The sequence below is a fragment of the Rhodonellum sp. genome, assembly GCF_030656585.1.
GTDB classification, from domain to species: domain Bacteria; phylum Bacteroidota; class Bacteroidia; order Cytophagales; family Cyclobacteriaceae; genus Rhodonellum; species Rhodonellum psychrophilum.
Map to the genome: position 1 here is coordinate 77,484 of NZ_JAUSPP010000031.1, position 26,489 is coordinate 103,972.

Here is a 26,489-nt window from a genome sequence, read left to right on the forward strand (position 1 = left end):
TTTTAAAGAACGTAAATATAATTGTTTTTAGACGAAGGTTTATAAAAGGACCCGTCTTTGTCCACAATACTATAAAATCCCCCGATCATTTTTCCGAAGAAATAGAATCGGGGGATTCAATTTTTTAATAAGGAAGTTTCACATTCCCCATTGCTTGGATACGATTCCAGGCCAATTCTGTGGCTGCTTGTTGTGCAGGTATATTTTCCTTTTCAGATTTGTCAAGTATGGCAGTACAGGTGTCATAGATTTTTTCGGCTTGTCTGTAAGTCGATTCCCTATTGTATCCACCCAAATATTCCGCATACACATTGATCAAGCCCCCTGCGTTGATCAAGAAGTCCGGGGCATAAACAATCCCTTTCTCCAAAAGCATTTTTCCGTGTTTTTCTTCCTCGTGAAGCTGGTTGTTGGCTGCTCCTGCGATGACTTGACATTTCAGTCTTTCTATCGTCTGGTCGTTGATGGTGGCACCCAATGCACAAGGAGCATAGATATCCATGTCGATGTCGTAGATAAGATTGGGGTCCACCACAGTGGCTCCGGTTTCTTTCGCTACCGCCCTGAGTTTGTCTTCAAAAATATCCGTGATGAATACTTCAGCACCTTCTTTGATCAGGTACTCCACCAAGTATTTCCCAACCTGACCGATTCCTTGCACGGCAATTTTTTTGCCCATCAATGAATCCGATCCGTATGCTTTTTTGGCGGCTGATTTCATCCCCAAATAAGTACCATAGGCAGTTACCGGAGAAGGATCGCCTCCACCACCTTTGATTTCAGGCAGTCCGGTGACGAATTTTGTTTCCATGGAAACATATTCCATGTCCCTGGTGTTGATGTTTACGTCTTCGGCAGTGATGTACCTTCCACCCAAACTTTGGATAAATCTCCCGAATCTTCTTAAAAACGCTTCGCTTTTCAGCTTTGGATCACCGATGATGACCGCCTTTCCTCCACCTAAATTCAACCCTGAAATAGCTGCTTTGAAAGTCATTCCTCTTGAAAGCCTAAGGACATCCGTGATGGCCTCCGCTTCAGAGGAATAATTCCACATCCGAGTACCGCCAAGGGCTGGGCCCAACACGGTATTGTGAATTCCAATGATGGCTTTTAGCCCTGTGGGCTCATCATGGCAAATAACCAATTGCTCGTGACCTAAGGAGGTAATCTGTCCGTAGATAGATCCTTCTTTAACCTTTTCCGTAGTATTAACGTCTACCATTTGAATTTGGAAATTTATAAAGTGTTATATTTGGGATTGATGTGTTGAAAACCACCGATACAAAATTATATATTTTCTGTGGGCTTTGCTAATGCATTTAAAAGAGTATTATGAAACTAATCATTAGATTTTAAAGTTTTTCTTTCGTGAAACCACTCTGGCGCTTAAACAAATATCTTCTTAAATATAAGGGTTATCTACTTTTGGGAATAGTATTTACTATCATCTCAAACATTTTTGTAATAATCCCCGCGCAACTGGTCAGAATTGCCATAGATTATGTGGTGGAGAGTTTCAGCTTCTATCAATTGTTCGGAGAGGGCGATTTGAGTGTTGAAGCCCGTTCCATCTTCCTGAAATTCATCTTGATTTTTGGGGTTTTGATTTTGGTGATGGCCCTTTTGAGGGGCTTCTTTCTTTTCTTGATTCGACAGACCATCATCATCATGTCCAGGCTGATCGAGTTTGACATGAAAAACGAAATTTTCACCCATTACCAGCAATTGCCCCTTAGTTTTTATAGGAAAAACAGCACTGGCGACTTGATGGCCAGAATCACCGAAGACGTAAGTAGAGTCAGGATGTATTTGGGCCCGGCGATCATGTACGGCATCAATCTCGTGGTGCTATTTCCATTGGTCATTGGGTACATGCTGACGGTCAATGTCGAGCTGACACTCTATTCTCTATTGCCTTTGCCCATTCTTTCGCTGAGCATTTATTTTGTCAACAACCTGATCAACGAGCGTTCTGAAAAGATACAAAGGAGTCTTTCGGGCTTAAGTACTTTTGTACAGGAAGCATTTTCCGGCATCCGTGTTTTAAAGGCTTTTGTCAGGGAGGAAGACAGTGCCAATGAATTCAAGAAAGCCAGTGAGGAATACAAAGAAAAATCGATAAGGTTGACACTGGTCCAATCGCTTTTCTACCCTTTGATCTTGGGATTAATTGGGGTAAGCACCATTTTGACGGTTTATATCGGAGGCATCCAGGTAATAGAAGGAACGATTGGCTATGGCGTCATCGCAGAATTTATCCTCTATGTCAACATGCTGACATGGCCGGTGACAGCCTTGGGCTGGGTCACCAGTATCATCCAAAGGGCCGCCGCCTCCCAGACCCGGATCAATGAATTCCTGAATGAGAAGAACGACATTGTCAGCCTTGAAAACCTAGAGCGGGAAATCCAAGGTGACATTCAAGTCAAAAACCTGAGTTTTGTCTATCCCGATTCAGGGATTAAAGCATTGGACAATGTCAATTTTGAGATCAAAGCGGGTGAGGCATTGGCCATCATTGGCGCTACCGGCTCCGGAAAATCCACCGTCGCCAATCTCCTGCTACGGATGTATGATCCTACCAAAGGTGATATTCTGATCGATAATATTGACATCAAAGCTTACGACATTTATTCCTTAAGGAAACAAATAGGATTTGTTCCCCAAGATGTATTCCTTTTCAGTGATACCATCGCCAACAACATTGCCTTTGGATTGGACACTGTGCCGGAAGGGTTGGTCGAGAAAGCCGCAAAAGATGCCGATGTGTATGACAACATTCTGGATTTTCCCCTAGGTTTCGAAACCAGGCTTGGAGAAAGGGGCATGACCTTGTCGGGAGGACAAAAGCAAAGAGTTTCCATCGCAAGGGCAATTGCCAAAGAACCCCGGATATTACTTTTGGATGACTGTTTGTCAGCAGTGGATACCAAAACGGAAAATTCCATATTGAATGCCCTGAAAATCATCATGAAGGGAAGGACGTCCATCATCATTTCCCACCGGGTTTCTTCTGCCAAACTCGCAGACAAAATCATCGTCCTAGGCGACGGCCATGTTGTGGAACAAGGGACACATGACTTCCTGATGGAAAAAAAGGGTGTTTATGCGGAGCTTTATGAAAAACAAACACACGCCAACGAATCCATTGAAGGATAAATCATTGTCGGTTTTTGGCAAAAGAATCAAAGCCGATTTTTTTCGGATGGCCCATACCTGAGGTATGCTCCAGCTTCTGGAGATAGGTGATGATCATGATATCGCCAAAGGCTGGTGCCAGCAGGTCATTGTCCAATGCAGCGGAAACCAACAACTCCACGAAATCCTGCATTTTTTGTCCCGTTACAGGATTGTCCTGCAATTCGGGGAAATGGTAGACCATTTTCCTGTCCCCTTCTAAAAAGAACTTGTTTTCCCGGTTGACCATCAACCTCCCCAAAAGATAGCCCGGATCATCAAGTCGTTCATTTTTGATCGTTTCGCCCAGAAAATTATAGATCAAAATCTGACCGAAATAATTCAAACTTGGATCACTTTTCAGGTATTTTGATTTGCTGAGGTACGTTTCCTCCGACAGCCTGACGATATTGCTTTGAAGTATAAAAACCAACACGTCTTCACCCGCCTGAAATACAAATTCATAATCATTGATCTTTTCCACTTTTAGTGGGACTTGGTTTTCCGGACCACAAGCAGCAGTGAGCTTGGTGGCCAAATTCAGGCTTGATTGCTCCAGAAGTTGGAAAAGGTCTGTAACCTGGACTAACAAATTCTGCTTGAGCTTACTGGTAGATTGGATCTTACTTACTATATTAGAAAACATTTTTAGAAGGTATTTAAATTAAACATGTACTCCAATGGCCAAAGAAAAATCAAATTTTGAAGAAGTAGAATCCATTCTACAGGACATCGGTACTAAAATAGAACATTTAATCGAAAAAGGCGCAGAGGCTACCGGTGAAGCCAAGGTGGAGATCGAGAATAAAATCAATGCGCTGCGAGAGAACAAAACCACCTTGGAGGAGGAGTTCAAAAAAGCCAAGGAAAAAGTGGAACAAGCTTATCAGGAAAAAAGAGAGGAAATCGAGCCCAATCTTCAAGAATCCAAAAAACATTTTCTGAATGCATTGGAACAGATTAAATTGGCGATCAAGGCCCTTTTTGAAAAAAAATGATCTTTTTGACGTTGAATATATAAAATATAACGTTGGCATGGACACCCCCCATTTAAAAGAATGGGCAGATGGCGGTATTGGCACTTGTGCAACAATCCATGAGTAATGAATCATTCCGTGAACCTTTCGGAACTGCTTTGACCAGCAAGCCCCTTCATCTATTTTTGCATTCATGTGGATATTCCGAGAAACTAGACTTAATTTTGCACCATGAATTATTTGTCGGTCGAAAATCTAAGTAAATCCTTCGGGGAGCGTAAACTTTTTCAAAACATTTCCTTTGGCATTGACCAAGGGCAAAAAATTGCTTTGGTGGGAATCAATGGTGCGGGAAAATCCACTCTGATGAAAATCATCATGGGGATAGAGGTTCCGGATACGGGCCAAGTAGCAATCAATCAGCAAGTCAAAATCGCATATGTACACCAAAACCCTGTGTTTACTGGGGAATTGAGTATCTACAAGACAATTTTTGATGGAAGTACCAATGAGACCATGCAGGTCATTGAGGACTACCACAAAGCAATGCTGGACTCCCAGGATGGAAGGGACAACAACGACCTCCTTCAGGATATTTTTGAGAAAATGGATAGGCTTCAGGCTTGGGATTTTGAATACCAAGTGAATGAAGTGATGGGGAAATTAGGCCTCCATGACACATCCATGCCCGTAGGCAACCTCAGTGGTGGACAGCGAAAAAGAGTAGCCTTGGCCAAAGCAATCCTGGAAAAGCCCGATTTGCTATTGCTGGATGAACCCACCAATCATCTGGATCTTGAAACCATCGAATGGCTGGAAGAGTATCTTTCCAAAGCGAACCTTTCCCTTTTCATGGTTACCCACGATAGGTATTTTCTTGAAAAAGTCACCAATGAAATCCTGGAACTGGACAATGGACAGATTTTTAGGTATCAAGGAAACTACGGCTATTTCTTGGAGAAAAAAGAAGAGAGAAGAGGCAATGAATTGACAGAATTGGACAGAGCCAAGAGCCTTTATAAAAAAGAACTTGACTGGATCAGAAGGCAACCAAAAGCCCGTAGCACCAAAGCCAAGTACAGGGTGGATGCCTTTGAAGACACAAAGGAGAAAGCATTTTCCAAAAGAGAGGAACGCGACATTCAGCTGACCGTCACTTCACAGCGCTTGGGAAACAAGATCATCGAAATAGAAAAACTCAACAAATCTTTTGACGACAAGCCCATCCTTAAGGATTTTTCCTATACGTTCAAAAAGGGCGATAAAATCGGGATTGTAGGCCCAAATGGTGCCGGAAAAACAACGTTTTTGAACATGATCACAGGCCAACTGAAACCTGATTCGGGGACAGTGGCCATTGGGCAGACCACTGCTTTTGGCTATTACCGACAGGAAGAAGATTCCTTCGACGAAAGCAAAAGGATTATCGATGTGGTCAAGGAAGTCGCGGAAGTCGTCACCGTAGCAGGCGGAAGCACGATCACGATCGCACAATTCCTGAACAAATTCGGTTTCCCCCCCAAACAACAACATACCCCTGTTTCCAAATTAAGCGGTGGTGAGCGAAGAAGGCTTCAGTTGCTGATGGTGCTGATCAAAAGCCCCAACTTCCTTATTCTCGATGAGCCGACCAATGATCTGGACATCATGACGCTCAATACACTGGAGGAGTTTTTGGATGATTTCCCGGGATGTCTGATCATCGTATCGCATGATCGGTATTTCATGGATCGCTTGGTGGAGCATCTATTCGTTTTTGAAGGAGAAGGTGTAATCAAGGATTTCCCTGGCAACTATACCGATTTCAGAGAATGGGAAAAAGAACAGAAGGCCTTGGATAAGGACAAAAAACCTGAGAAAGAATCCAAGCCAACAGTCGTTGCAGAACAGGCGCCGAGTAAAACCAAAGCCACTTTTAAGCAAAAGAAGGAATTTGAGGAAATCGGTCAGCAAATTGAAAAACTTGGCGCTGAAAAAGAGGCTTTGGTAGAAAAAATGAATTCGGGGATCGATGACCACCAAAAAATTCAGGAATGGTCTTCCCGAATCAAAGAAATAGATTCTACCACAGGAGAATTGGAATTGCGCTGGTTGGAGTTGAGTGAAATGGAAGGGATTGATTGAGTGTTGAATTTCTTGAATTGAATTCCAAAAAAACCAACTGAAATATTCAAAAGGGAGCGTTTAGATCGCTCCCTTTAAAAACGCTTCCCTCACGTCGGGGTCATTTTTCTCTATTGCATACCTCAACATCGTGCGCGGCATGATTTTGTAATGTTTTTTCAGAAATGCGAATGCAATATCCTTATCCCTGTTCCCGACTTCCCTGATCATCCAGCCGACAACTTTGTGGATGAGGTCATGGGAATCTCGGAGAAGGATTTCGGCAATTTTAAAAGTGTCCTCAAAATCCATTTTCCTAATGAAATACAAGGTGCTGATCATCGCCATTCGTTTTTCCCAGAGGGTTCCTGTTGTCGCAAAATCAAACAACAGGCTTCGGTTTTTGTCAAAAAGCCATGCGCCCAATATTTTTGGTGCGGAACTGTCTACCAGATCCCAACTGTTGACGCCTGACCTGTGTTTCAGGTAGAATTCCATCCAGTCCTGCTTCTCTGTATCACTTATTGATTTTTCGAATTTTTTCACCAGCATAAACAATGCTGTCAATCGTGCTTCATGGTAAGGGGAATGGAGGAGTTGGCTCAGGGCTTCCTTGCTGATTTCCTTCCAGTATTTGGTGGCGATTTTTCGCTGATGGGGTACTGTGACACCCATAAAAAGATCCCCTTGTCCATATTGGCCAGGGCCAACTTTGAAGAATTTTGGCAAAAATTCGGCTTTTTTTGGGTCGGCCAATGCTTGAAGATCCAAAAGAATTTGTTCCGTGAGGTGATTTTCATTCATGGAAATAAAGTTAGGCGGTTGATGCTGATTTCTTTAACCCGTTTTATGCAATGCCAATTCCATTCTAGACTTAAATTACGAAATTATCAGTCTTTGTCTACGGCTTTAGACTTCACCATGCCGGTATTCGTCTTTTTTCCAAACAGTGGGATTTTCTTGCAATTCCCCCTCATTTGGAAACTTAATGCATATTTCGGGTTTGTTCAAAAAAGGAAAAGCCCATAAAAAGCATCAAACTTTTAATGGGCTTTTCCCGAATAGAGGACGTTTGCTCTTAAAAATCCATATCTTCTCCCATCCCATCCCTATCCCCTTCTTTTTTGCTTTTGTCCCTGAATCCACCAAAGCGATAGGTAAAGGCGATCGTTCCGATCCTGGTTTCACGGTCAAAAGCCCTATCAGAGATAAATCTGGCATCCTGCGTTTTGATTTTGAAAACTTGGGTGTTGAAAATATCGCTCACGTTTAGGCTTATCGTTCCTCTTTTTGCCATGACATCTTTCCTCAAACCGATATTCAACCCCCACAGCGGTTCAATTTCACCTTGTGGAAGCACAATGGGTCCACGGTAATTGCCCTGCAGCTGAACGCTAAAAAGATTGGGTATCGCCATGCTTGTCAAAAGATTCACCGTCCAGCTGAAATTGGAATTGTTGAAACCTTCTCCAAGATTGTCTCCGAAGATTTCAGAATAAAAGAAATTCCCAGTCAAGGCGATGTCAAACCAATCTGTCACCCCGATTTGATTCACCAATTCAAGACCAGTGCTTTTCCTGACATTTGCATTTTCCCTACTCTGCACGGTAATATTATTGTCTAGCAAGGTAGTGATCCTGGTTTGGACATTGGTGGAATACCGGTGGTACACCGTGGCGTTCAGCAGGTATTTGCTCCAGCCTTTCATATAGCCCATTTCGTAGCTGTCTGTGTACTCCGGTTGCAGATAAGGATTCCCGATGGAAAAATTGAGTTGATCCCGAAGATTATAGATTGGTGACAAGGACCAGATTCCCGGCCTGGAGATCCTCCTGCTGTAATTCAGGGAAATTTCCTCCTCTTGACCTAAGTTATACGTGGTGTACACACTGGGAAATATATTGAAGTAATTGTTTACAATTTTTTCACCACTACTGGCCAACTCCCCCAGAGTTTCTGTGTATTCGGCCCTCAATCCTGCCTGATAGCCAAATTTGTTGATTTTGCTTCTAAAAATAAAATAAGAAGCATACACATCCTCATGGAACGAGTAGGTGTCATTCAAGGAGTCAATTGGCGTAGGAGAAAAATTGGTGTTTTGATCACCTTGGGCAAATACCTGTGACCTGTCCCAGGAACCGAAAGTCCCCTTCAATCCCGCCTCAATCTTGCTATTCTCGCCCAATGGTTTTTCATAATCCAATTGAAATAGGGAAAAAGTACTTTCCCTTGGACTCTCTTCCATTTGTGTCAATCCATTTGCTGGGACAAACTCATTCTCGGAATTGAAAAAGGACTGTGACGTGTTCTGTATTTGATCCCTTTGGTCATAGGCGTAGGAAAATGAAGTATACAATCGCTGTCCGAGTGAATCCAGGTTCCAAGTCAGATTGACACCGGATTCAAAATTGTTGCTATTGCTTCTTTCTGATCTATCCCTTACAAAAAGGCTGTCTATTTGATTCCGAACGTTGAAATTTCTTTGATTGGTGGATTCATTTTCGGTCTCTTGGTTGAGATTTGCCTGCGCATAAAAGCCAAAAACCAAATTGTCATTGATGTTGTAATCCAATCCCCCTCGGATGAGGGAAGTTTTTCTTCTCTCCAATTCATCATCTTCCTGCTCCAGGAATCTCGAAAATCCAGGGACAAAATTTTCCCTCAAACTCTCTCCCAGTCTAAATCTCCTTCGGTCCTGAAAATTATAGGAGGCATAATAATTGACTTTTTCGGTTGCATAGTTCAGGTTCAGCCCTGACTGATATTTATCTCTGGTTCCAACCGAGGCATTTACCTGACCATTGAATCCGAGGTTCTGATTCTTTTTAAGGATGATATTGATAATGCCACCTACTCCTGCGGCATCATATCTTGAGGAAGGATTAGTGATCAATTCCACAGATTTGATGCTATTTGCTGGAAATTGGGAAAGAATATTCTCGGATTCACTTGATGAAAGGTTGGAAGGCCGGCCATTGATGTAGATCATCACTTCCCCACTTCCCCGCATTGAAATCCCTCCCTGCTCATCGATTTGGATGGAGGGCAAGGTCCCCAAAAGCTCGGCGGCTGTTGCTCCTTCTGCCACGATGCTGTTTTCGACATTATAAGTCCTTTTGTCCACGTCGCTTTCGAAAATCGATGAAACGCCTTCTACAACCACCTCTTGTAGGTTCGTTGCATCTGTGCGCAGTCTGATGTTGCCCAGATTCACCAATTCTTTATCTCCAGCCAGTGAAATGATTTTAAAACTGCTTTCGTAACCTATAAAGCCAACCCTGAGCAGGTATTCTCCCGGCTCGGCACTGAAGGAGAATGTCCCATCCAAATCACTCATGGCTCCGGTCACCAAGGAAGAATCCCCTGGAACCAAAAGAGCAATATTGGCAAATTCCATCACTTGGGAGTTTTCTGCATCTACGACTTTCCCCTTCAGCGTGATCGTTTGGGAATACGCTTCTGAGGCTGCTGAATATAGAAAAATAAAAAATAAACATGGCAAAACGATTTTCATAGTAAGATTTTTAAGGAAAATATGTGTTGGTTGGGCCCAAACAAAACTTTACTTGAATTAACTTTTTCAATTAAATTATGTTGAATTAGAAGCACTTTGGATTTTAAATGCTTTGAAAAGGGTTTTTTTCAATTAATAAAGTGATCGTGTTTCGTTTGTTATGGTTTCAGAGTATAAAAAGACCCAATTAAATAACGAACTGAAAGTCATAAAGTTCGTGAATTGCGTGTAGATACATGAATAGAGTTGACACCGTTTAAGTCTTTCATTATCTGAGATAAGCGGTAGCGCATGTCAAAATCCCTGAGAGATTGAATACCTTAGTGGCTGGTAAGAAAATATTGTTTTGATAATAAAAAAATGAACGATTGTATTATTTGGAAGGAAAGGTTTGGCATGATTGTATTCTTGTTCTTTTTGGTTTTTTCAAAAGAAATTTCAGCCAATCCCCAAAAAGATTCATTGGAGACTTTGTTCCAAAGTGAAATGATCCCTTCAAAAAAATTGCAGTTGCTCAAGCAAATACTGCCACTCATCTATAAGGAGAAGCAAAGTGATGCTTTGCCATCCCATTATTTGCAGGCAATCAAATTGGCAGAAGAAACCAAAGACTTTGATGCCGCTGCAAATTGGTCGATAGCGCTCTATCAATTTTATAATGATGAAACTTTCGACCAAGACAATGCCCTCCAGGTAATGCAAAATGCCAGGCAGTTTGTGGAAAAGGTGACTGAATCCAGGGTAAGAGGGAATGTGTTTTTGAAACTTGGTGCGGCCCATTATGTTAAAGGGGCATTTGATTCAGCCATTTGGGCTTACACCAATTCCATATCTCATTTTTCAAAGTCTGATTCGATCTATGTCGCTGATGCGTTGTTCTTTAGGGGACAAGCCAAGGACTATCTAGGGAAAATGCTGAATGCCATGAAAGACTACCAATTGGCATCCACTTATTATGAAAACCTTGGAGATCTCGACTATGTGAATCATGTCCAAAACGGCATGTCAATTTTATTCAGCAAATACGAAATATTCGACGAAGCCGAGAAAATCAGACTCAATCTGATCGATCTATATGCGAAATCAGGAGACTTCAATGAATGGGCGGTGGTGATGTACAACCAATCGAACGATTATAGAAAACAGGGAAGGTTCGTGGAGCAACATGATTTATTGAACAAAATCATGAAACGCTTGCCCCAAGAGGGATTTGACCCCTACTTGGAAGTGTTGATCAACCTCTCCATGTCCAACTATTACGGGACTGAAAATGATCTGGAAAAACAGCAGCTCTTTTTTTCTACGGCAGAAAAGCTGATCAAAGAAAAACAAGTTGAGGAAAATTTCATCAATCCCAGTTTCGCAAAATCTCATGCACTTTTGGAAAAAACCAAAGGAAACCTCCAAAAAGCAATCACCCTCGCGAGGTCATTTAAAACAAAAGCGATGGAATCCAACAATATGGATCTTATCTTGGAAGCGCATCAACTGGAAGCTGATCTTTTGGAAAAGGTGGGAGACAATGGAGGTTCTCTCTTGGCTTTAAAATATTATCAAAATTACAAGGATTCAATTTTTGGGATAAACAAAGCCAACACCTTTGCGTATTATCAAACCTTGTATGAGACCGAGAAAAAGGAAAGGGAAATTCTCAAAAAAAATCAGGAAATCGAAAAAATACAAGCTGATACCAGTAGGAAAATTACTTTGATCATCTATTCGACTACTGCCTTCTTGGCAATTATCATTCTACTGTTTCTTTGGAAAAACCTCAGAACGGCAAAAAAAGGAAGAAGCATTCAGGAGCGTTTTTCCAGGGAATTGATCAGCAGCCAAGAGAATGAAAGACGCAGGATTTCCAAGGATTTGCACGACGGCTTGGGTCAAAGTCTTTTATTGATCAAAAACAGAGTTGCCATGAGTCCAGATACTTCCTCCGCGAGCCTTTTGGATCAAGCCATTGAAGAGCTTAGGGGGATTTCCAGATCACTGCACCCCTTTCAATTGTACGAGCTGGGCATCACCGGCGCCATCCAGAATATTCTTGATAAGATTGACCGTGAAATGGATATTTTTATCGCTTCAGAACTGGAAAATATTGATGATTTCTTTTCAAAAGAAGATCAAGTCCATATTTATAGAATCGTGCAGGAAACCTTTACCAACATATTAAAGCATTCAGAGGCTAGCGCTGCCAATGTGACCATCCAGCGAGAGGAGAAAAAGGCTGTGATCACGATCAAAGACAATGGTGTTGGTTTTGATTTCTCCGAAAAATACAATGATTTCAACAGTTTGGGGCTTAAAACCCTAAAAGAAAGAACCGCTGCGCTCAAAGGGACCATGAAAGTGGATTCAGAAAAAGGTACCGGAACCATATTTTCCTTTATATTTTCTAATTGAAATGGATCAAACCATCATAATCGCCGATGATCATCCTCTGTTGCTGAAAGGTTTGAAGGAGTTTTTGAATGAAAATGGAATGAATATCATTGCAGAAGCCCCAAACGGGGTCCAAGCGATGCATCTCATCGAAACCTTAAAACCAGACTTGGCCATCCTAGACCTTGAAATGCCAGGAATGACAGGCCTGGAAATCGCCAAACATTGTCAAAACAAAAAATTGGACACGAGTATTATCCTTTTGACACTCCACAAAGAAGTTTATATCTTCCATGAAGCAAAAAATCTGAATATTTCAGGGTATCTGCTAAAGGAATTTGCGACAGAAGAATTGTTGAATTGCATACAAAAAGTCCTCTCGGGACAATCCTATTTCAGCAAAAAGCTTTTGATGAATGATGCCGAAGATCGGAATCGTTTGACTGGAAACTTGACACCTTCGGAAATCAAGATTTTAAGATTGATTGCGATGGGATCCTCCACCAAAGAAATTGCAGAAAAACTCTTCATTGCGGAAAGAACAGTGGACAAGCACAGAAGCAATATTATCAACAAATTGCAATTGGATAAAAAGCACAATGCTCTTCTCATATGGGCGCAAAAAAACAAGAAAATAATTTTTTGAAATACATATTGTTGGTGTAAAAAATCATTAAAATAGGTGTAAATACGTATGGCGCATAAATTTTCATCTGTGTACATTTGAAGAGTACAAAACATAAATGGAAATGGATATCACGTGTACTTTTGGTGCTTACAAAATTATCCAAACTATAAAAAATAAGGATGAACTTTTGATTTTGTCCGAATGGGGAAGCTTGAATCGCCTGTTCGAAAGCAGTAGGATATTTTTGATCAATAAGAAGAGAGCCCTCTTTGGCGTTTATCTTTGCAAACAGGAATGTGCTCAAAAAATAATTGATTTGATGGAAAACATTGACTACAAGGATTGGGATCAACTCAAACCGGACTCAAGACATTTTTCGGGAAGTTTTATTGCATAAGGGTGATTTAACTTAAAAGGCGGATCAATAATCCGCCATTTTTTTTATGGTTTGTTGAATCAAATGTTCTACGATATCATCAGCATCTTTGGCAAATTCATGGGTGATCCTATTGGCCACAATGGCATTCAAACTCAGAACTTCATGTCCCAATAATCTTCCCATTGCATAATATCCCGCAGTTTCCATTTCAAAATTGGTCAACTTGAAGCCTTCAACATCCAAACTTCCCAATTTTTCAATGATATCTGGAATAGCTGGTTTTGCCCTGACTTCCCTTCCCTGGGGGCCAAAGAATCCCGGACAGGTCACAGTATTTCCAATCAACAACCCTTCTCCCAAAACCTTGAGCAGTTTTTGGGATCCTTGCACGCAATAGGGGCGAAAAGGTAGACCGAGAAGCTTTTGGATGGCCTCGCCCAAATTTATCTCCGATTGGCTGTAGGTCGTCTGGTAAAAAGTCATCAACGTGTCCAAACCAATTCCATAGGCTGAAGCCAAAAGACTTCCCGTGGGGATTTCCCTGCGCATGCTGCCCGAAGTCCCTACCCTAATGATATTCAATGCAGTATGTTTTGTTTTAGGAAATCGTGTTTCGAAATCAACATTGACCAAGGCGTCCAGTTCGGTCATAAAAATCTCGATATTGTCCGTTCCCATACCGGTACTCATCACCGTCATTCGTTTGCCCTGGAACCTCCCCGTATGGGTGACGAATTCCCTTTTGGACATCGTATATTCGATTTCATCAAAATATTGGGAAACTTTCCCTACCCTATCGGGGTCACCTACGGTGATAATAGTTGAAGCCAGATGCTCTGGCTTCAAGTTTAGGTGGTAAATACTGCCGTCGGGATTGATGATCAATTCGGATTCTGGAATTCTATTGCTCATGTTGGATCGCTTTGGGTTTGCCTGTATCGGCTTTTCGGAAGACTCCACTGTAGGGATTGTAGCCGTTTGTATTTTTTTGATAATAACCAGTGCCGTCGTAAGGGCGTTTTTCTGGATTTTCTTTGCATTCGGGTGAACATGCGCCTTCGAGTTCCCAGCCACATTTCTCACAAATGGGGACGTGAATATTGCAGGTGGAATTGGCACAGTTGACCATTCGATCTGAGATATCCCCGCAAACATGGCAGGTGGAAATCACTGTAGGATTGACTTTATTGACGTCTACGGCCAAGCGGTTATCGAAAACGTAACATTTGCCTTCAAAATCCTCTCCATCCGCCTCCATACCGTATTTGATAATTCCACCATGGAGTTGATAAACATCTTGAAATCCCTGTTCCAATAAGAAAGCCGACGCTTTTTCACATTTTATACCTCCAGTGCAATACGTTAGAATTTTTTTGTTTTTGAGGTGATCCAGGGCCTTTATTTTTTCGGGGAATTCCCTGAAATTATCCATGTCCAAAGTGATGGCATTTTTGAACTTACCGAGCTCATGCTCATAGTTGGACCGTACATCAAGGATGACGACATCATCATCATCTTTGAGCGCCTTAAAGTCTGCCGGCTCCAAGTGCTTGCCTGTTTTGACATTGGGGTCGAGATGCCTGAGGCTGCTGTGCACGATTTCAGGTTTCTCCCTGACATGGATTTTTGCAAATGCATGCTTGTCGTAAAAATCGACCTTGAATTCCGTTTTGGAGAATCTGGGATCGGCATGAATATAGGCCATGTATTTTTCACAGTCTTCAATCAGCCCAGAAACAGTGCCATTCAGCCCCTCTGGGGAAATGATGATCCTGCCGCGAATGTTGTTTTCAACACAGAAGACATGGTGTTCTTCTCGGTATGCCTCGGGATCTATGATCTCGGCATAGCAATAATAGAGTAATATGTTGTAGTTTTTATTTTCCATAACGAGAGCCCTGTTTCAGACAGGGTGTTTTGGTTGAATATGATTCTGCCTGTTGGCGGCAGCGGATATTTATGGTTTACTTTTTGATCGCAACCGCCGGATTACCGAACACGGTTTCATTGGCTTTCACACTCGAAATGACTACAGAGCCTGCACCTACTCTTGCATTTTTGCCGATAGTAACACCTGAAACCAGAATCACACCGGATCCGATAAATGCATCCTCTTCCACAATGACGTTGGAATTGACGATAGCCCCCGCCCCGATTTGGACGAAATCACCCAAGGTTGCGCCGTGATCTATGATGGCTCCTGAATTGATGATACAATGGCTTCCAACTTTGGTCCCTGCTCCGATATTTACTTTGGCATTGATGAAATTACCATGTCCGATTTCGGCATCCGTGGACACGTACGCGGTTTCATGGATCGCATTGATGGGCTGCACTTTTCGTTTTTCGTTCAGCATTTTCACCAAAAACTGTCTGTATTTGTTGTCGTCCACCGCAATAAAAGCTTCACACTTTTTCCCGATCAATTTCAAAAAACCATCATCCTCAGTATGGCCCAATATCGGGACCACGTTAATTTCATGCCCATGCAATTTTTGATCTTCATCCAGAAATCCGAAAACAACCACTTTATTGCTATTGAATATCTCCAACGCTGAATGTGCGATGCCTTTGGCGCCTAAAATTATTACTGGTTTTTCCATGTTTTTACTCCTTATTGGACCGCAAAAGTACGGTTTCTTGGGGTTTTAAGCAAAAATCATTTTTTATCGGGTTTCAACAGGTTTTGTCCAATTTTGCAATCGAGACATTTTCTGGGTTTGCAATAATGGTTGTAAAGCCCAATCATTCCTTGAGCATCAAATGCATTCTGGGGTTTCCAGTTATGTCGCTGATACTTTCGGATAATGAAATTATCCTCCGCAGCCACCTCCTGCAGTAGATCGAAGCACTTTTCCTGCCAAGAGCTGTCCTGAATATATTTCCCATAGGCGTACCAAAGCGGCACCATAAAGTTGATGGTCAGGAGTGACAGCACCGTTGGGCTAAGCTGCTTGGGCAATGCCCTACCCGTGGTCTTGCCCAATTGATGATGGTGTTGCCAATAGTCTGGCGTGGTGATGGAAAACAATTTTTTGAAACTTGAAAAATCCTGTTTATCGCCAATGATACTTGAAAACAAGCTCGGGTTTCGGGAAAGGATTTCGGCAAGCTGGGAAATTCGGATGCTTGGGAAATTGCTGGGCCTCACCCCCATCATTTTCCATTCTTGCTCACTCATTTTGTTTTTGAACAGATATTTTTTTTGATAAAATCCATATTCGCTTTTCAAAAACTCGCTATATGTATCCGCAGGTACCTCAGGAATCAAATCTGCCTGACCAAGAAGAATCGCTTGAAGGACTAAGGGTTGGTTGCCGTGTTTTTGAAGAATTTTGTAAGGGACACTTTCTGCAAGTCTCAGCATTGCTCCGCTGTTCGTTTTGAAACCAAAACACTGAAAAAGCCATCGATAAGCGGTTTCCTCCCAATCATGATTGGTTTTGTTTAAGATTTCCAATATGCTCCCCGATTTTTCTTCGAGACGCTCCACCAATGCTTTTTCCAACATTGAAAATCGAATGATGGGTTTTATTTTTTCCAAGCCCTGCGAACAAAGAATTTCTTCCTGATTCGCAATCAGGAGTTCGTAATTCCTGACCACATCCAGGAATACCTTTCCCTTGAGCTCAAAGGTGGGGATAGAGGTTCCATCAGCCCTTTGGATAGGCTTGTCATCCTCCCAGACGACATGTAAGATGACACTGTTGTACCTTTGGTCAAGGTCATGATCGTGATTTTTCCAATCAGAGGACTTCCTGTGGACCTCCACATGCCCAAAATAATCCACCTCGAGCAAATGAACTTGGGCTTCCAAAAAATCCGGACCTTCATAAAAATTATGATAGCCAATTTTCTTGATTTGAAGGGCTTGATTGTCGGTGGTGTGCAGTTGGTTTTTATCGAAATATTGATATTTCCAGACCAATTGAAGAAAATTTTCATTAAAATCCATATCCAAAAATTCAGTTTAAAAATCAGAGAAAAGCAAAACAACAAACGATAACTTTAATCTAAGATAAAAATCCCAAATATAAAATACTGCCACACAATTAGTTGTCCGTCTTTGATTTATTTCTCCCCAAAAGTATTGGCCTTTATGAAAAATGGCCTTTTCAAAAAAACCAACTGACCCTGGAATGATTTTTCTAAATCATGCGAAGGTGATCTTTTGGTTTCCAAAAAATTGAATTCAATCGCCCTCCTATACATTTTGATTATTTGCAATACTTGTCCAAAAGGATTTCCATTTCAGTTTGAAGCTTTTGGGCTTCTGTTTTGGCAGCTTTCCCGAAATCCTTATCCTTACCGGCATAAATGATTCCTCGGGAGGAATTTACCAAAAGGCCACAATTGGAATTCATCCCAAATTTTGCTACTTCCTCCAAGCTACCGCCTTGAGCGCCTACACCCGGAACCAAAAAAAAGTGGTCAGGAACAAGCTTGCGAACTTCCGCGATCTTTTCTCCACGAGTCGCTCCGACGACATACATCATGTTGTCTGGAGTTCCCCATTTTTGGCTTTTTTCGATCACTTCCTGAAAGAATGGCTTCCCGTTTTTGGTTTCCAACATTTGAAAATCCTGACTGCCCTCATTTGAGGTTAGGGCCAACAAAATCACCCACTTGTCCTCGAATGCCAAAAAGGGTTTTACGCTATCAATTCCCATATAAGGGGCAACAGTGACGGAGTCAAAATCCATCATTTCAAAAAATGCCTTGGCATAGAGTCCGGAGGTATTTCCTATATCACCTCTTTTGGCGTCAGCAATGGTGAAAACATCCTTTGGGATATATTCCAAAGTCTTGTGGAGGCTTTCCCATCCTTTAGGACCCAAGGCTTCGTAAAAAGCAGTATTCGGCTTGTATGCCACGGCCTGATCGATGGTATTGTCAATGATCTGCTTGTTGAATGCAAATATTGGATCTTTTTCCTTGAGGAGATGTTCTGGGATCTTGGTCAAATCCGTGTCCAATCCAACACAGAGAAAGGATGATTTTTGGGAGATTTTAGCAAAAAGGGCTTTCTTGTCCATTCTTTGGAAATTTTCACAATAATAAGGATTATTGGACTCCCTTTGCTTCCAAATCGTGAGAATTAACGCAGATCGATGATCTCGATTTTGCCATACTGCTTGGGATTGAAGTTGAAATAATCGTCGGCTAAATTCTCTTGGGTATTGACCGATTTGAAGCGGTATTTGAAAACACCACCTTGATCATCATAAATCTCCCAACCGGCAAGATCTTTTTTGGCTTTAACCACAAATAAGATCACTTTTTTGAACGGGGTCCCCGAATTAATTGCGGTAAGCTCTACTTCTTGGATGACATTTCCGTTTTCGGTTTTTTCTCCGATCAACCGATAATTGTATCCTTTTTTGTAAATGTTGTAAACACTGGATGGGGTGAGTTCATCTTCCGTTTCTCCGGCATAGTTGATCGTTACTTCTTTGTAATTTCCCGAAACAATGTAGGTCCAAATGGTTTTGCCATTGTTAAAGATTTCCTGCTCTGGTAATTTGAGTCTGTATTTATCCCCTTTCACCGCGATTTCCCCTGTTTGCGTTTGATTCACACCGTCACCCGAATGGGAATAAGAGAATTCAAAACTGGCCTTCAGGCCCTTGAGGGACTGATATTTTTCGCTAACCCCATCTAAAATTGCCTTGGCATTTGTGTCTTGTTGGGAGAATCCGTTGAAGAAAAAGCCTGTAACAAACAGTAGGGAGAACGCTATTTTTTTGAGCATGGTATTTTAATTTTTTAGATTGCTGCAATACAGCAATTACGATTATAAATTATTCAATAACCGTTCCAAACTGACTTCGTCTTGAATTAAAACCTCTCGGGCTTTACTTCCTTCAAATGAGCCGACAATTCCCGCTGCCTCCAGCTGATCAACAATCCTTCCTGCACGGTTGTAACCCAATTTCAATTTCCTTTGAATAAGTGAAGTACTCCCTTGTTGATGCAGGACAATCAGCCTCGCCGCATCGTCAAACAAGGGATCGCGATCACTCAAATCGACACTGGACAAGCCTCCATCTCCTTCTTCTCCCACAAACTCTGGAAGTAGATAGGCATCACTGTATCCTTTTTGTTCTCCGATCCAATCACAGATGGCCTCCACCTCTGGGGTATCCAAAAATGCGCACTGCAGTCGAATGACTTCAGAACCTTGGGACAGCAACATGTCTCCCATGCCTATGAGTTGCTCCGCTCCTCCTGCATCCAAAATGGTTCGGCTATCGATCTTAGAGGTAACCCTGAAAGACAATCGTGCCGGGAAATTCGCCTTGATAATACCCGTGATGACATTCACCGAAGGTCTTTGGGTAGCCACCACGAGGTGGATCCCGATAGCCCTTGCCAATTGGGCCAACCGCGCAATTGGAGCTTCGATTTCTTTGCCGGCTGTCATCATCAAATCAGCCAACTCATCTATGACCAAAACAATATAGGGCATAAACCTGTGGTTTTTCTCTGGGTTTAGCTTTCGGGCGACGAATTTGGCATTGTATTCTTTTATATTTCGGCAACCTGCATCTTTAAGCAAGTCGTACCGGTTGTCCATCTCAATACAGAGGGAGTTCAAGGTGTAAATCACCTTTTTGGTGTCTGTGATGATGGCCTCTTCGGCTCCGGGAAGCTTTGCTAGAAAATGCCGTTCAATTTTGTTGAATAGCGTCAGTTCGACCTTTTTGGGATCGACCAAGATAAACTTCAGTTGCGAAGGGTGCTTTTTGTAGATCAGCGATGCCAAGATCATGTTGAGTCCCACGGATTTTCCCTGACCGGTTGCTCCAGCCATCAAAAGGTGGGGCATTTTGGCCAGATCCATCACAAATACCTCATTCGAGATGGTTTTTCCCAGGGCTATGGGCAGATCCTTGTCACTTCGCAAAAACTTTTCCGTTCCGATTACGGATTTGGCAGGCACCAATTCCCTGTTTTTGTTGGGAACCTCAATACCGATGGTTCCTTTTCCCGGTATCGGGGCAATGATTCGAATCCCAAGTGCTGCAAGACTTAGCGCGATGTCATCCTCAAGATTTTTAATCTTGGAGATTTTCACCCCTGGATCCGGGACAATTTCATAAAGGGTTACAGTAGGGCCTATGGTGGCTTTGATTTCCTGGATACCAATTTTGAAATTGACCAGGGTCTCCACGATCTTGTTCTTATTTTCCTCGAGCTCCTGACGTGAGACAGTGACCTTTTGCAAATCATAGTCATTCAAAAGGTCCAAAGTCGGATACTGATATTTGGGTAGCTCCAGAGTGGGATCATAGGGATCAAGGTTTTCAACCTCTGTGACCGTTTTTTCTTCACCGGGAGCTTTGTTCACCGTAAACCTTTTCTCCTCTGCTGCCGAAGCCATCATAGGCTCCTCTTGGAGGTGATCGGTCCGCTCGATGTTAAAGGCTGGTTCTACTGTAGGCTTTTTGGTTTCCTTTGGCTCACCTTTGATCGTCCACGAACTGCCATCTTCGTCGAGAGCCAATTCCTCCTCTTCCAAATCCTCCAAATCTTCCAGGTCCTCTAGATCTGCTTCCATATTGGATTCCTCCAAATCAATTGCCGAGGCAATGGCAGGTTTTGATTTTTGGGGTTCTTTTTCATCAGCTTTTGGCGCTGTTCCGGACCAACTCAATTGGTCGATATTGAAGAAGAATACCACAAATATCAACAGGGAGCCTCCAATGACAATAAATGTTCCCCACCCAAGGAATTCGCTGGCGAGCAAACCCAATTCAAAGCCAAATCCACCACTGAGCTGACTCAGCATGCTGGACCCCTCCACCAATTGAACAATATATCCGGTGAGCAAACCGATCCAGAAAGTAAAAAAAATAACAAATACACTATAGCGGGTAAGGGAAATCAGTGATTTTTTGATGGCCAATTTAACGCCAAGGAAAAAAAGAAAGGGCGGAAATAAAAAGGCAGCCAAACCAAACCATCTTCGGATAAACAAATCGGCACTTTGGGCACCAAAATATCCCAGCCAATTTCTGGCCTCACTTGCAGTGCTTCTGATACCCTCCTCCCCATTGGAAAGGATTACACTTTGGTCGGCTTTGCCGGAAAACAGATAACTGATGAAGGCGAATATCAAAAATACGCTCAAAGAAATAAAGAAGATTCCAAAAGCTAGCGGAATCCTCTTGTCCTTGATAAATCCAATGGAAAAGCGGCTTGGACCTTTTTCTTTTGGGTTGGATTTGGTTTCGGTTTTTTTCCTAAAAGTATTTGTTCTGGGTGTCGTTGACGCCATGATTTATTTTATGTCAATCTCAAATTAAAATGAAGATAAGCGAAATATACAGATTTCTGAAACATCAGTTTTTTAAATGTCGGACGATGCCTTTCTTGATTCGCTTGATCAGTCCAGGTCCTTCATAAATCATGCCTGAGTAAATCTGTATCAGCGATGCTCCCGCCTCCAGTTTATCTATGGCGTCCTCGGCCGAGTAAATCCCGCCGACACCAATAATGGGGAACGCCTTATTGGATTTCTCTGATAGATAACGAATTACTTCCGTACTTCTTTTCGCCAATACCTTTCCACTGACTCCTCCGGCACCAAAAGCCGCAACTTTTGAAGGGGATGTTTTCAGCTGACTGCGGTCGATGGTAGTGTTGGTGGCAATGACACCATCAATTTTGGTCTCAAGGACGATCTCCACAATATCATCCAACTGCCCATTTGTTAGGTCTGGTGCGATTTTCAGAAGAATGGGTTTCGGTTTTCCTTTTTGGTCGTTTGCAGACTTCACCGCAGACAATAATTTTTTCAAAGGTTCTTTTTCCTGGAGATCACGGAGGTTTGGTGTGTTTGGTGAGCTCACGTTCACTACAAAATAATCCACATAAGGATGCAATTCCTCCAAGCAAATCAGGTAATCGTCCACGGCACTTTCGTTTGGTGTGACTTTGTTTTTACCAATGTTGCCTCCGATCAAAACATCTGATTTTCTTTTTTTCAATCGTTCCACAGCTTCTTTGACACCACCATTGTTGAAACCCATGCGATTGATCAAGGCCTCGTCCTCTGGCAATCGAAAAAGCCTGGGTTGGGGATTTCCCTCTTGGGCTACTGGTGTGAGCGTGCCGATTTCGATGAAGCCAAAACCCAACATGGCCATCTCATCGATCAGTTTCCCATCCTTGTCAAAACCAGCCGCCAATCCTACTGGGTTTTTGAATTTCAGACCAAAAACTTCCCTTTCCAAAACTGGGTTCTCATAAGCAAAAACCCCTTTGACCATCGATTTTAGCAATGGAAGGTTGAATGTCCTCTTGATCCAGGCAAAAGTAAAATGGTGGGCATCTTCTGGATTTTTGAGAAACAGGATTGGTTTGAGGATGGATTTGTACACGGGCAGGTGGAGGTTTCTGAATCGCTAAATTAAGGCTTTATATTGAAAAATGATTTCAAAAAAAGAGACAGGATTTTCAAAATGCTAGGTGCGATGGATATTTGAATTCTTCTAAACCCAAAAAAAACAAAGAAAAAGATGATAATTGAGGGTGATTCCCTTGCGCATCCCTGCTCACAGGGTTAATTCTTGAAGTTTTCATGCATTTGACTTCCCCATAAGAAGAAGTCGAAAAAAATTAAAGAGCAATACTTTTCAAAAAGTTGAGAACCTTTTTTTTAATTTTTGTTTTACTTGTAAGAAATTAAAAGAACCCACATTCCATTACAATCATGAGCCAATCCTATCTCCCCTTTTTAAAAGCACTTTCCGAAAACAATCACAAAGAATGGATGGATGCCAATCGTGCTTGGTATTTGGAAGTCAGGGCAATGTTTTTGGAAGATGTCGGGGAAATGCTCAAAGCGATCACGGAGTGGGAACCGGGTCTTACTGGTTTTCAACCCAAGGATTGCATTTTTCGCCAAAACAGAGACATCCGCTTTTCGGCCAACAAACAGCCCTACAAAACCAATTTTGCGGCATATTTCGCAGTGGGTGGAAAAAAATCAGATGGGCCGGGTTATTATTTACATGTCCAACCCAACGGGACTTTTGCCGCTGGAGGGATTTGGATGCCACAAGGGGATGTGATCAAGAAAATCAGACAGGAGATCGATTACTCAGGTGGTCAGCTTCAAGAGATCATTCAAAACCCAGCTTTTCAGAAAAAATTTGGGGGGATCGAAGGCGAAAAGCTGAAAACCAGTCCCAAAGGCTATGATTCCGATCATCAATACATCGAACTTCTTCGGTTCAAAAGCTTTATTGCCTCTAGCCCAATTCCGGATAAAGAAATTGCATCAGGTGCATTCAAAAAGACTGCGGTGGAGTCCTTTCGACTCATGAAGCCCTTACAGGATTTTTTAACAAAGGCAGTGGAGGATGCAGAAAGTGGTGAAGGGATTCTGTAATCGGCCTTAGAATTGAAAGGTTTGCCAATGAATCCAGTTTCCTTTTGAGGAGGGGTTTTATTCTCCTGTTAAATATTTCTCGATCATCAGCGCCACGCCTTCCTCCTTATTGGAAGCTGATATCTCATTGGCTACGGCTTTGACTTCCTCACGGGCATTGGCCACAGCCACTCCCAACCCCACTTGTTGCAAGAGTTCGATATCGTTGTAATTGTCACCAAAGGCCATCACTTCCTCCATTCTGATGTCATATTTCTTTTCCAATAGCAATCCCAACGCACTTGCCTTGGAGATACTTTTGGGGGCGATTTCGATGTAGGTATCTTTGGAGCGGTAAAGGTGAAGATGGTCACCCATTTTTTCGAGTGCTTGGTGGTAAAAATGATCGATTTCGGCTGCGGACCCCATGCACATTACTTTGTGTGCACCTTTAGATTCAGATTTCCATTTGGAAAAAACTTTTTCAGCCGACTTGATCACGGGTTGAACTTTGGTATTTACCGCCTCTCTTTCCGCCCAGAAATCATACTGGGGCTCGTACCATTCTTCACCATGATACAGGCTGAAATGGATCTCAGTATTTTTCCCCAGCCAAGTCAGTTGCTCGCAAAGATCCAAATCTATGTCAACATTGTCCAATACCCTATCAGTATCGGCAAGATCATCGATGATATAGCCCCCATTGTAGGAAATCAATGGACTTCCTGATCTCCCCATGTCTGCCAATAAATGCCGCATCGCGGCTGGCATTCGGGAAGAAGCAAGGATAATGGGGAAATCCGGTGGAAGCTTGGCAATCGCCCTGAGCAGTCGCGGGGAAAGGACCCGATCTTTGTTCAACAAGGTCCCGTCAATATCTGTACAGATGGCTTTAATGTTCATTCTCTAAAATTCGTTTGCGCCAAAATTATTGAAAAATCCAAGAAATGCGCCAAATCCCACGAAAAACAAAACCATCATTGCAAATCCAAAACCCACCAAATACCAGATCAGTTTTGCTTTGGCCCAGTTTGACTTGTTTGGATTGTTTTCTTTGTCCACTGCCCAAACCACCAGCATGATCAACCCGATCAAAGGAATATTGCTGATCAGGATGGTCAGAAACCAGTCACCTGTATTGATTGGGGGATGCTTGAATTCTTGATTGAAGTCCATATTGTGTTTTGGTTAAAGGTTTATTCCAAAATATCCTGTACACGAAAAATGTATGAGGTCATTGCCACGTTTTCTTGGTCAAAAGGGTCAGATTGGACAAACAAAATATTGATGGTATCGAAATCTTCAATTTTTGAATAGCCCTTTGCGTAGATTTCCGCACACATTCTCGCCGTATTTTCCTGATTGAACGCCAAGGCCTCACTTTTTCCGTTGAAAAGCCGAACTTCAATGAAATTCTCATTTTCACCATCGGCAGTTGTCTTGGAAATATTTACTTCGGCCCTTTCAAATGCGCCCAATTCGAGGATTTCGGGAGAAGGCATAATGCCGTCTCCCATCATTTTATTGAATCCCCAAAACATCCCCTTCATCACACTTTCCCCATCGCAGGAAAAAAACAAGAAAGTCAAACTGATAAACAAAAGAAGATGGGACTTTTTCATCATTGAATGGTTTGGGATAAATTTAAAAAGAAAAAGGACTTGAGAAAATCAAGTCCTTTTTCTTTTTCTCTTTTTAAATTTCTAGTCTGAAATTGAAGCGCTTCAAATTTTCTTTTTCTTGGCCTTCGGCAATGCGGCAGTTTTTTCTTTCAGCCTCAAAATAAAATCACTTAACACATTCATATAGTTTATAAATGCTTCATAAGGGGTTTCGTATGGGCTAAAATAAGAGTGGATATCTCCATCAGAGAAAAACTTGGTACACATATAATAGAAATGATCCGAGGTTTGTAGATATTTCCAATCCCTTTGGATTTCCGCATCGTCAATCGCATTCACCTGATCCTCCAATTCATAGAGTTTTGCAAATGCCTCATCCTGGAGATCATTTCCCAACCATGCGGTAAGGTCTCTTTCTTCGTCTGCCCAGGAAATGGGAGTGGGAACGCTGATTTTACCAACCGTTCTGGCCCCCTTGAGGATTTCTGTAGGCGTGGAGAAGTTGAAATTGGTATGTTTGAAAACCGCATCGGGTAGACTGCGCATAAATTCAAAAATCCCCGTTTCAGCCCACTGATGTTCTCCGAAGGTTTCATAATCCATAAACAGGTTGAGCACTTCTTCTTCCTGTGGAATAGCGTTGATCCAATTCACAAACTTGTCTGTGGTAAGCGGATAATCTGCCCAAGTTCTATTTCCAAAACGGAATGCGATATCATCACTCAATTGAAAATTTTTCAACAGAACTTTAAGGTTGGGGTTTTTGGAGTTTTGATACACGTAATTTGGACTTTTCCATCCCAAAACGTGTTTTGCTCCTTCAGTCAAAATCCCATCATAGCCCAATTCTGCCACCATTTCCCCGATGTTATCGGAGTAGATCAGTTCGGTATTTCTAAATACTTTTGGCTGATAGCCATGAAAAAGCCTCTTGATTTTTTCTTGGTGGCTTTTCACCATGTTATGGAATTCATTTTTACTTTTCAAAGAACAAAGGGCATGGCCATCTGTTTCATTCAAGAGTTCCACATGTCCGGTTGCAACGAGTCTTTGGAAACTTTCGAGCACTTCAGGTGCATAAGCTTCCAATTGGTCAAGGCAGGTCCCCGAAATGGAAAAACTCACTTTAAATGCTCCGTTGTATTTATGTATCATTTCCAACAAAAGGTTATTCATGGGGATGTAGCATTTTTGGGCTACTTTTCTCATGATGCTTCGGTTGCTATAATCATCCCAATAATGGTGGTCCTCTCCGATGTCAAAAAATCGATAGGGCTTAATTCTGAATGGCTGGTGTACCTGGAAATAAAAACAAATTGTTCTCAT

At 42.2% G+C, this 26,489-nt stretch carries 23 protein-coding genes; 7 read left to right on the plus strand and 16 right to left on the minus strand.

The window, feature by feature from the left end:
- Positions 1-124: 124 nt before the first annotated feature.
- A complete protein-coding gene (locus tag Q7J63_RS07370) occupies positions 125-1,225 on the minus strand; it encodes a Glu/Leu/Phe/Val dehydrogenase dimerization domain-containing protein (protein ID WP_304885068.1) in 1,101 nt (366 codons plus the stop codon).
- A 146-nt stretch (positions 1,226-1,371) separates the two neighbouring features.
- Between Q7J63_RS07370 and Q7J63_RS07375 the strand changes: the two genes are divergently transcribed.
- Positions 1,372-3,162 (plus strand): ABC transporter ATP-binding protein, encoded by a 1,791-nt coding sequence (locus tag Q7J63_RS07375; protein WP_019596317.1) that lies wholly within the window; start codon positions 1,372-1,374, stop codon positions 3,160-3,162.
- A 1-nt stretch (position 3,163) separates the two neighbouring features.
- Here Q7J63_RS07375 and Q7J63_RS07380 read toward each other — a convergent pair whose 3' ends face one another.
- Positions 3,164-3,826, minus strand: coding sequence for a hypothetical protein (locus Q7J63_RS07380; protein ID WP_019596316.1), 663 nt, complete (start codon positions 3,824-3,826; stop codon positions 3,164-3,166).
- A 34-nt stretch (positions 3,827-3,860) separates the two neighbouring features.
- Here Q7J63_RS07380 and Q7J63_RS07385 point away from each other — a divergent pair, with 34 nt between their 5' ends.
- Both Q7J63_RS07385 and Q7J63_RS07390 read left to right on the plus strand, forming a co-directional pair.
- A complete protein-coding gene (locus Q7J63_RS07385) occupies positions 3,861-4,178 on the plus strand; it encodes a hypothetical protein (protein WP_304885070.1) in 318 nt (105 codons plus the stop codon).
- Positions 4,179-4,388: 210 nt separating this feature from the next.
- Positions 4,389-6,281, plus strand: coding sequence for an ABC-F family ATP-binding cassette domain-containing protein (locus Q7J63_RS07390; RefSeq protein WP_304885072.1), 1,893 nt, complete (start codon positions 4,389-4,391; stop codon positions 6,279-6,281).
- A 60-nt stretch (positions 6,282-6,341) separates the two neighbouring features.
- Here Q7J63_RS07390 and Q7J63_RS07395 read toward each other — a convergent pair whose 3' ends face one another.
- Together Q7J63_RS07395 and Q7J63_RS07400 are read right to left on the minus strand one after the other, a co-directional pair.
- Entirely contained in the window at positions 6,342-7,064 is a 723-nt protein-coding gene (locus Q7J63_RS07395) for a DNA alkylation repair protein (protein ID WP_304885074.1), read from the minus strand.
- Between the two features lie 274 nt (positions 7,065-7,338).
- Entirely contained in the window at positions 7,339-9,774 is a 2,436-nt protein-coding gene (locus Q7J63_RS07400; RefSeq protein ID WP_304885076.1) for an outer membrane beta-barrel family protein, read from the minus strand.
- 360 nt (positions 9,775-10,134) lie between these two features.
- Here Q7J63_RS07400 and Q7J63_RS07405 point away from each other — a divergent pair, with 360 nt between their 5' ends.
- From Q7J63_RS07405 to Q7J63_RS07415, 3 genes are all read left to right on the plus strand, one after another.
- A complete protein-coding gene (locus Q7J63_RS07405) occupies positions 10,135-12,177 on the plus strand; it encodes a sensor histidine kinase (protein ID WP_304885078.1) in 2,043 nt (680 codons plus the stop codon).
- A 1-nt stretch (position 12,178) separates the two neighbouring features.
- Complete coding sequence (locus tag Q7J63_RS07410) at positions 12,179-12,802, plus strand: response regulator transcription factor (RefSeq protein WP_304885080.1); 624 nt, start codon at positions 12,179-12,181, stop codon at positions 12,800-12,802.
- A 103-nt stretch (positions 12,803-12,905) separates the two neighbouring features.
- Entirely contained in the window at positions 12,906-13,181 is a 276-nt protein-coding gene (locus tag Q7J63_RS07415) for a hypothetical protein (RefSeq protein ID WP_033405051.1), read from the plus strand.
- A 24-nt stretch (positions 13,182-13,205) separates the two neighbouring features.
- Here the strand turns inward: Q7J63_RS07415 and Q7J63_RS07420 are convergent, their stop codons facing one another.
- From Q7J63_RS07420 to Q7J63_RS07455, 8 genes are all read right to left on the minus strand, one after another.
- The gene (locus Q7J63_RS07420; protein ID WP_304885084.1) at positions 13,206-14,075 is read right to left on the minus strand and encodes a nucleoside phosphorylase; all 870 of its coding nucleotides are present in this window, start codon (positions 14,073-14,075) and stop codon (positions 13,206-13,208) included.
- A complete protein-coding gene (locus Q7J63_RS07425; RefSeq protein ID WP_304885086.1) occupies positions 14,065-15,051 on the minus strand; it encodes a rhodanese-related sulfurtransferase in 987 nt (328 codons plus the stop codon). The genes Q7J63_RS07420 and Q7J63_RS07425 overlap by 11 nt, the downstream gene beginning before the upstream one ends.
- 76 nt (positions 15,052-15,127) lie before the next feature.
- Positions 15,128-15,766, minus strand: a complete 639-nt coding sequence (locus Q7J63_RS07430) for an acetyltransferase (protein ID WP_019596305.1) — start codon at positions 15,764-15,766, stop codon at positions 15,128-15,130.
- Positions 15,767-15,822: 56 nt separating this feature from the next.
- A complete protein-coding gene (locus tag Q7J63_RS07435; protein ID WP_304885088.1) occupies positions 15,823-17,118 on the minus strand; it encodes a DUF2851 family protein in 1,296 nt (431 codons plus the stop codon).
- 262 nt (positions 17,119-17,380) lie between these two features.
- Entirely contained in the window at positions 17,381-18,199 is an 819-nt protein-coding gene (gene pyrF / locus Q7J63_RS07440) for an orotidine-5'-phosphate decarboxylase (protein WP_019596302.1), read from the minus strand.
- 62 nt (positions 18,200-18,261) lie between these two features.
- Positions 18,262-18,915, minus strand: a complete 654-nt coding sequence (locus Q7J63_RS07445) for an outer membrane lipoprotein carrier protein LolA (protein WP_304885091.1) — start codon at positions 18,913-18,915, stop codon at positions 18,262-18,264.
- Between the two features lie 42 nt (positions 18,916-18,957).
- A complete protein-coding gene (locus tag Q7J63_RS07450; protein WP_304885093.1) occupies positions 18,958-21,444 on the minus strand; it encodes a DNA translocase FtsK in 2,487 nt (828 codons plus the stop codon).
- A gap of 64 nt (positions 21,445-21,508) precedes the next feature.
- Positions 21,509-22,549: a quinone-dependent dihydroorotate dehydrogenase gene (locus Q7J63_RS07455; RefSeq protein WP_304885094.1), complete on the minus strand. Its 1,041-nt coding sequence runs from the start codon at positions 22,547-22,549 to the stop codon at positions 21,509-21,511.
- A gap of 332 nt (positions 22,550-22,881) precedes the next feature.
- Here Q7J63_RS07455 and Q7J63_RS07460 point away from each other — a divergent pair, with 332 nt between their 5' ends.
- Positions 22,882-23,562, plus strand: a complete 681-nt coding sequence (locus Q7J63_RS07460) for a DUF2461 domain-containing protein (RefSeq protein ID WP_304885096.1) — start codon at positions 22,882-22,884, stop codon at positions 23,560-23,562.
- Positions 23,563-23,619: 57 nt separating this feature from the next.
- Here the strand turns inward: Q7J63_RS07460 and Q7J63_RS07465 are convergent, their stop codons facing one another.
- The 4 genes from Q7J63_RS07465 to Q7J63_RS07480 form a co-directional block, all read right to left on the minus strand.
- A complete protein-coding gene (locus Q7J63_RS07465; protein ID WP_304885098.1) occupies positions 23,620-24,444 on the minus strand; it encodes a Cof-type HAD-IIB family hydrolase in 825 nt (274 codons plus the stop codon).
- 3 nt (positions 24,445-24,447) lie between these two features.
- On the minus strand, positions 24,448-24,717 hold the full coding sequence (locus Q7J63_RS07470) for a hypothetical protein (RefSeq protein WP_304885099.1): 270 nt from the start codon (positions 24,715-24,717) through the stop codon (positions 24,448-24,450).
- A 20-nt stretch (positions 24,718-24,737) separates the two neighbouring features.
- Positions 24,738-25,166 carry a hypothetical protein gene (locus Q7J63_RS07475; RefSeq protein WP_304885100.1) on the minus strand — a complete coding sequence of 143 codons (429 nt, stop codon included), beginning with the start codon at positions 25,164-25,166 and terminating at the stop codon, positions 24,738-24,740.
- Positions 25,167-25,265: 99 nt separating this feature from the next.
- Positions 25,266-26,489: a glycoside hydrolase family 57 protein gene (locus Q7J63_RS07480; RefSeq protein ID WP_019596294.1), complete on the minus strand. Its 1,224-nt coding sequence runs from the start codon at positions 26,487-26,489 to the stop codon at positions 25,266-25,268.

Excerpts from the sequence above, each read along its gene's own strand:
- Q7J63_RS07370 (WP_304885068.1), bottom strand. The coding sequence starts at position 1,225 with ATGGTAGACGTTAATACTACGGAAAAGGTTAAAGAAGGATCTATCTAC.
- Q7J63_RS07380 (WP_019596316.1), bottom strand. The coding sequence starts at position 3,826 with ATGTTTTCTAATATAGTAAGTAAGATCCAATCTACCAGTAAGCTCAAG.
- Q7J63_RS07385 (WP_304885070.1), top strand. The coding sequence starts at position 3,861 with ATGGCCAAAGAAAAATCAAATTTTGAAGAAGTAGAATCCATTCTACAG.
- Q7J63_RS07390 (WP_304885072.1), top strand. The coding sequence starts at position 4,389 with ATGAATTATTTGTCGGTCGAAAATCTAAGTAAATCCTTCGGGGAGCGT.
- Q7J63_RS07395 (WP_304885074.1), bottom strand. The coding sequence starts at position 7,064 with ATGAATGAAAATCACCTCACGGAACAAATTCTTTTGGATCTTCAAGCA.
- Q7J63_RS07400 (WP_304885076.1), bottom strand. The coding sequence starts at position 9,774 with ATGAAAATCGTTTTGCCATGTTTATTTTTTATTTTTCTATATTCAGCA.
- Q7J63_RS07405 (WP_304885078.1), top strand. The coding sequence starts at position 10,135 with ATGAACGATTGTATTATTTGGAAGGAAAGGTTTGGCATGATTGTATTC.
- Q7J63_RS07410 (WP_304885080.1), top strand. The coding sequence starts at position 12,179 with ATGGATCAAACCATCATAATCGCCGATGATCATCCTCTGTTGCTGAAA.
- Q7J63_RS07415 (WP_033405051.1), top strand. The coding sequence starts at position 12,906 with ATGGATATCACGTGTACTTTTGGTGCTTACAAAATTATCCAAACTATA.
- Q7J63_RS07420 (WP_304885084.1), bottom strand. The coding sequence starts at position 14,075 with ATGAGCAATAGAATTCCAGAATCCGAATTGATCATCAATCCCGACGGC.
- Q7J63_RS07425 (WP_304885086.1), bottom strand. The coding sequence starts at position 15,051 with ATGGAAAATAAAAACTACAACATATTACTCTATTATTGCTATGCCGAG.
- Q7J63_RS07430 (WP_019596305.1), bottom strand. The coding sequence starts at position 15,766 with ATGGAAAAACCAGTAATAATTTTAGGCGCCAAAGGCATCGCACATTCA.
- Q7J63_RS07435 (WP_304885088.1), bottom strand. The coding sequence starts at position 17,118 with ATGGATTTTAATGAAAATTTTCTTCAATTGGTCTGGAAATATCAATAT.
- pyrF (WP_019596302.1), bottom strand. The coding sequence starts at position 18,199 with ATGGACAAGAAAGCCCTTTTTGCTAAAATCTCCCAAAAATCATCCTTT.
- Q7J63_RS07445 (WP_304885091.1), bottom strand. The coding sequence starts at position 18,915 with ATGCTCAAAAAAATAGCGTTCTCCCTACTGTTTGTTACAGGCTTTTTC.
- Q7J63_RS07450 (WP_304885093.1), bottom strand. The coding sequence starts at position 21,444 with ATGGCGTCAACGACACCCAGAACAAATACTTTTAGGAAAAAAACCGAA.
- Q7J63_RS07460 (WP_304885096.1), top strand. The coding sequence starts at position 22,882 with ATGAGCCAATCCTATCTCCCCTTTTTAAAAGCACTTTCCGAAAACAAT.
- Q7J63_RS07465 (WP_304885098.1), bottom strand. The coding sequence starts at position 24,444 with ATGAACATTAAAGCCATCTGTACAGATATTGACGGGACCTTGTTGAAC.
- Q7J63_RS07470 (WP_304885099.1), bottom strand. The coding sequence starts at position 24,717 with ATGGACTTCAATCAAGAATTCAAGCATCCCCCAATCAATACAGGTGAC.
- Q7J63_RS07475 (WP_304885100.1), bottom strand. The coding sequence starts at position 25,166 with ATGATGAAAAAGTCCCATCTTCTTTTGTTTATCAGTTTGACTTTCTTG.
- Q7J63_RS07480 (WP_019596294.1), bottom strand. The coding sequence starts at position 26,489 with ATGAGAACAATTTGTTTTTATTTCCAGGTACACCAGCCATTCAGAATT.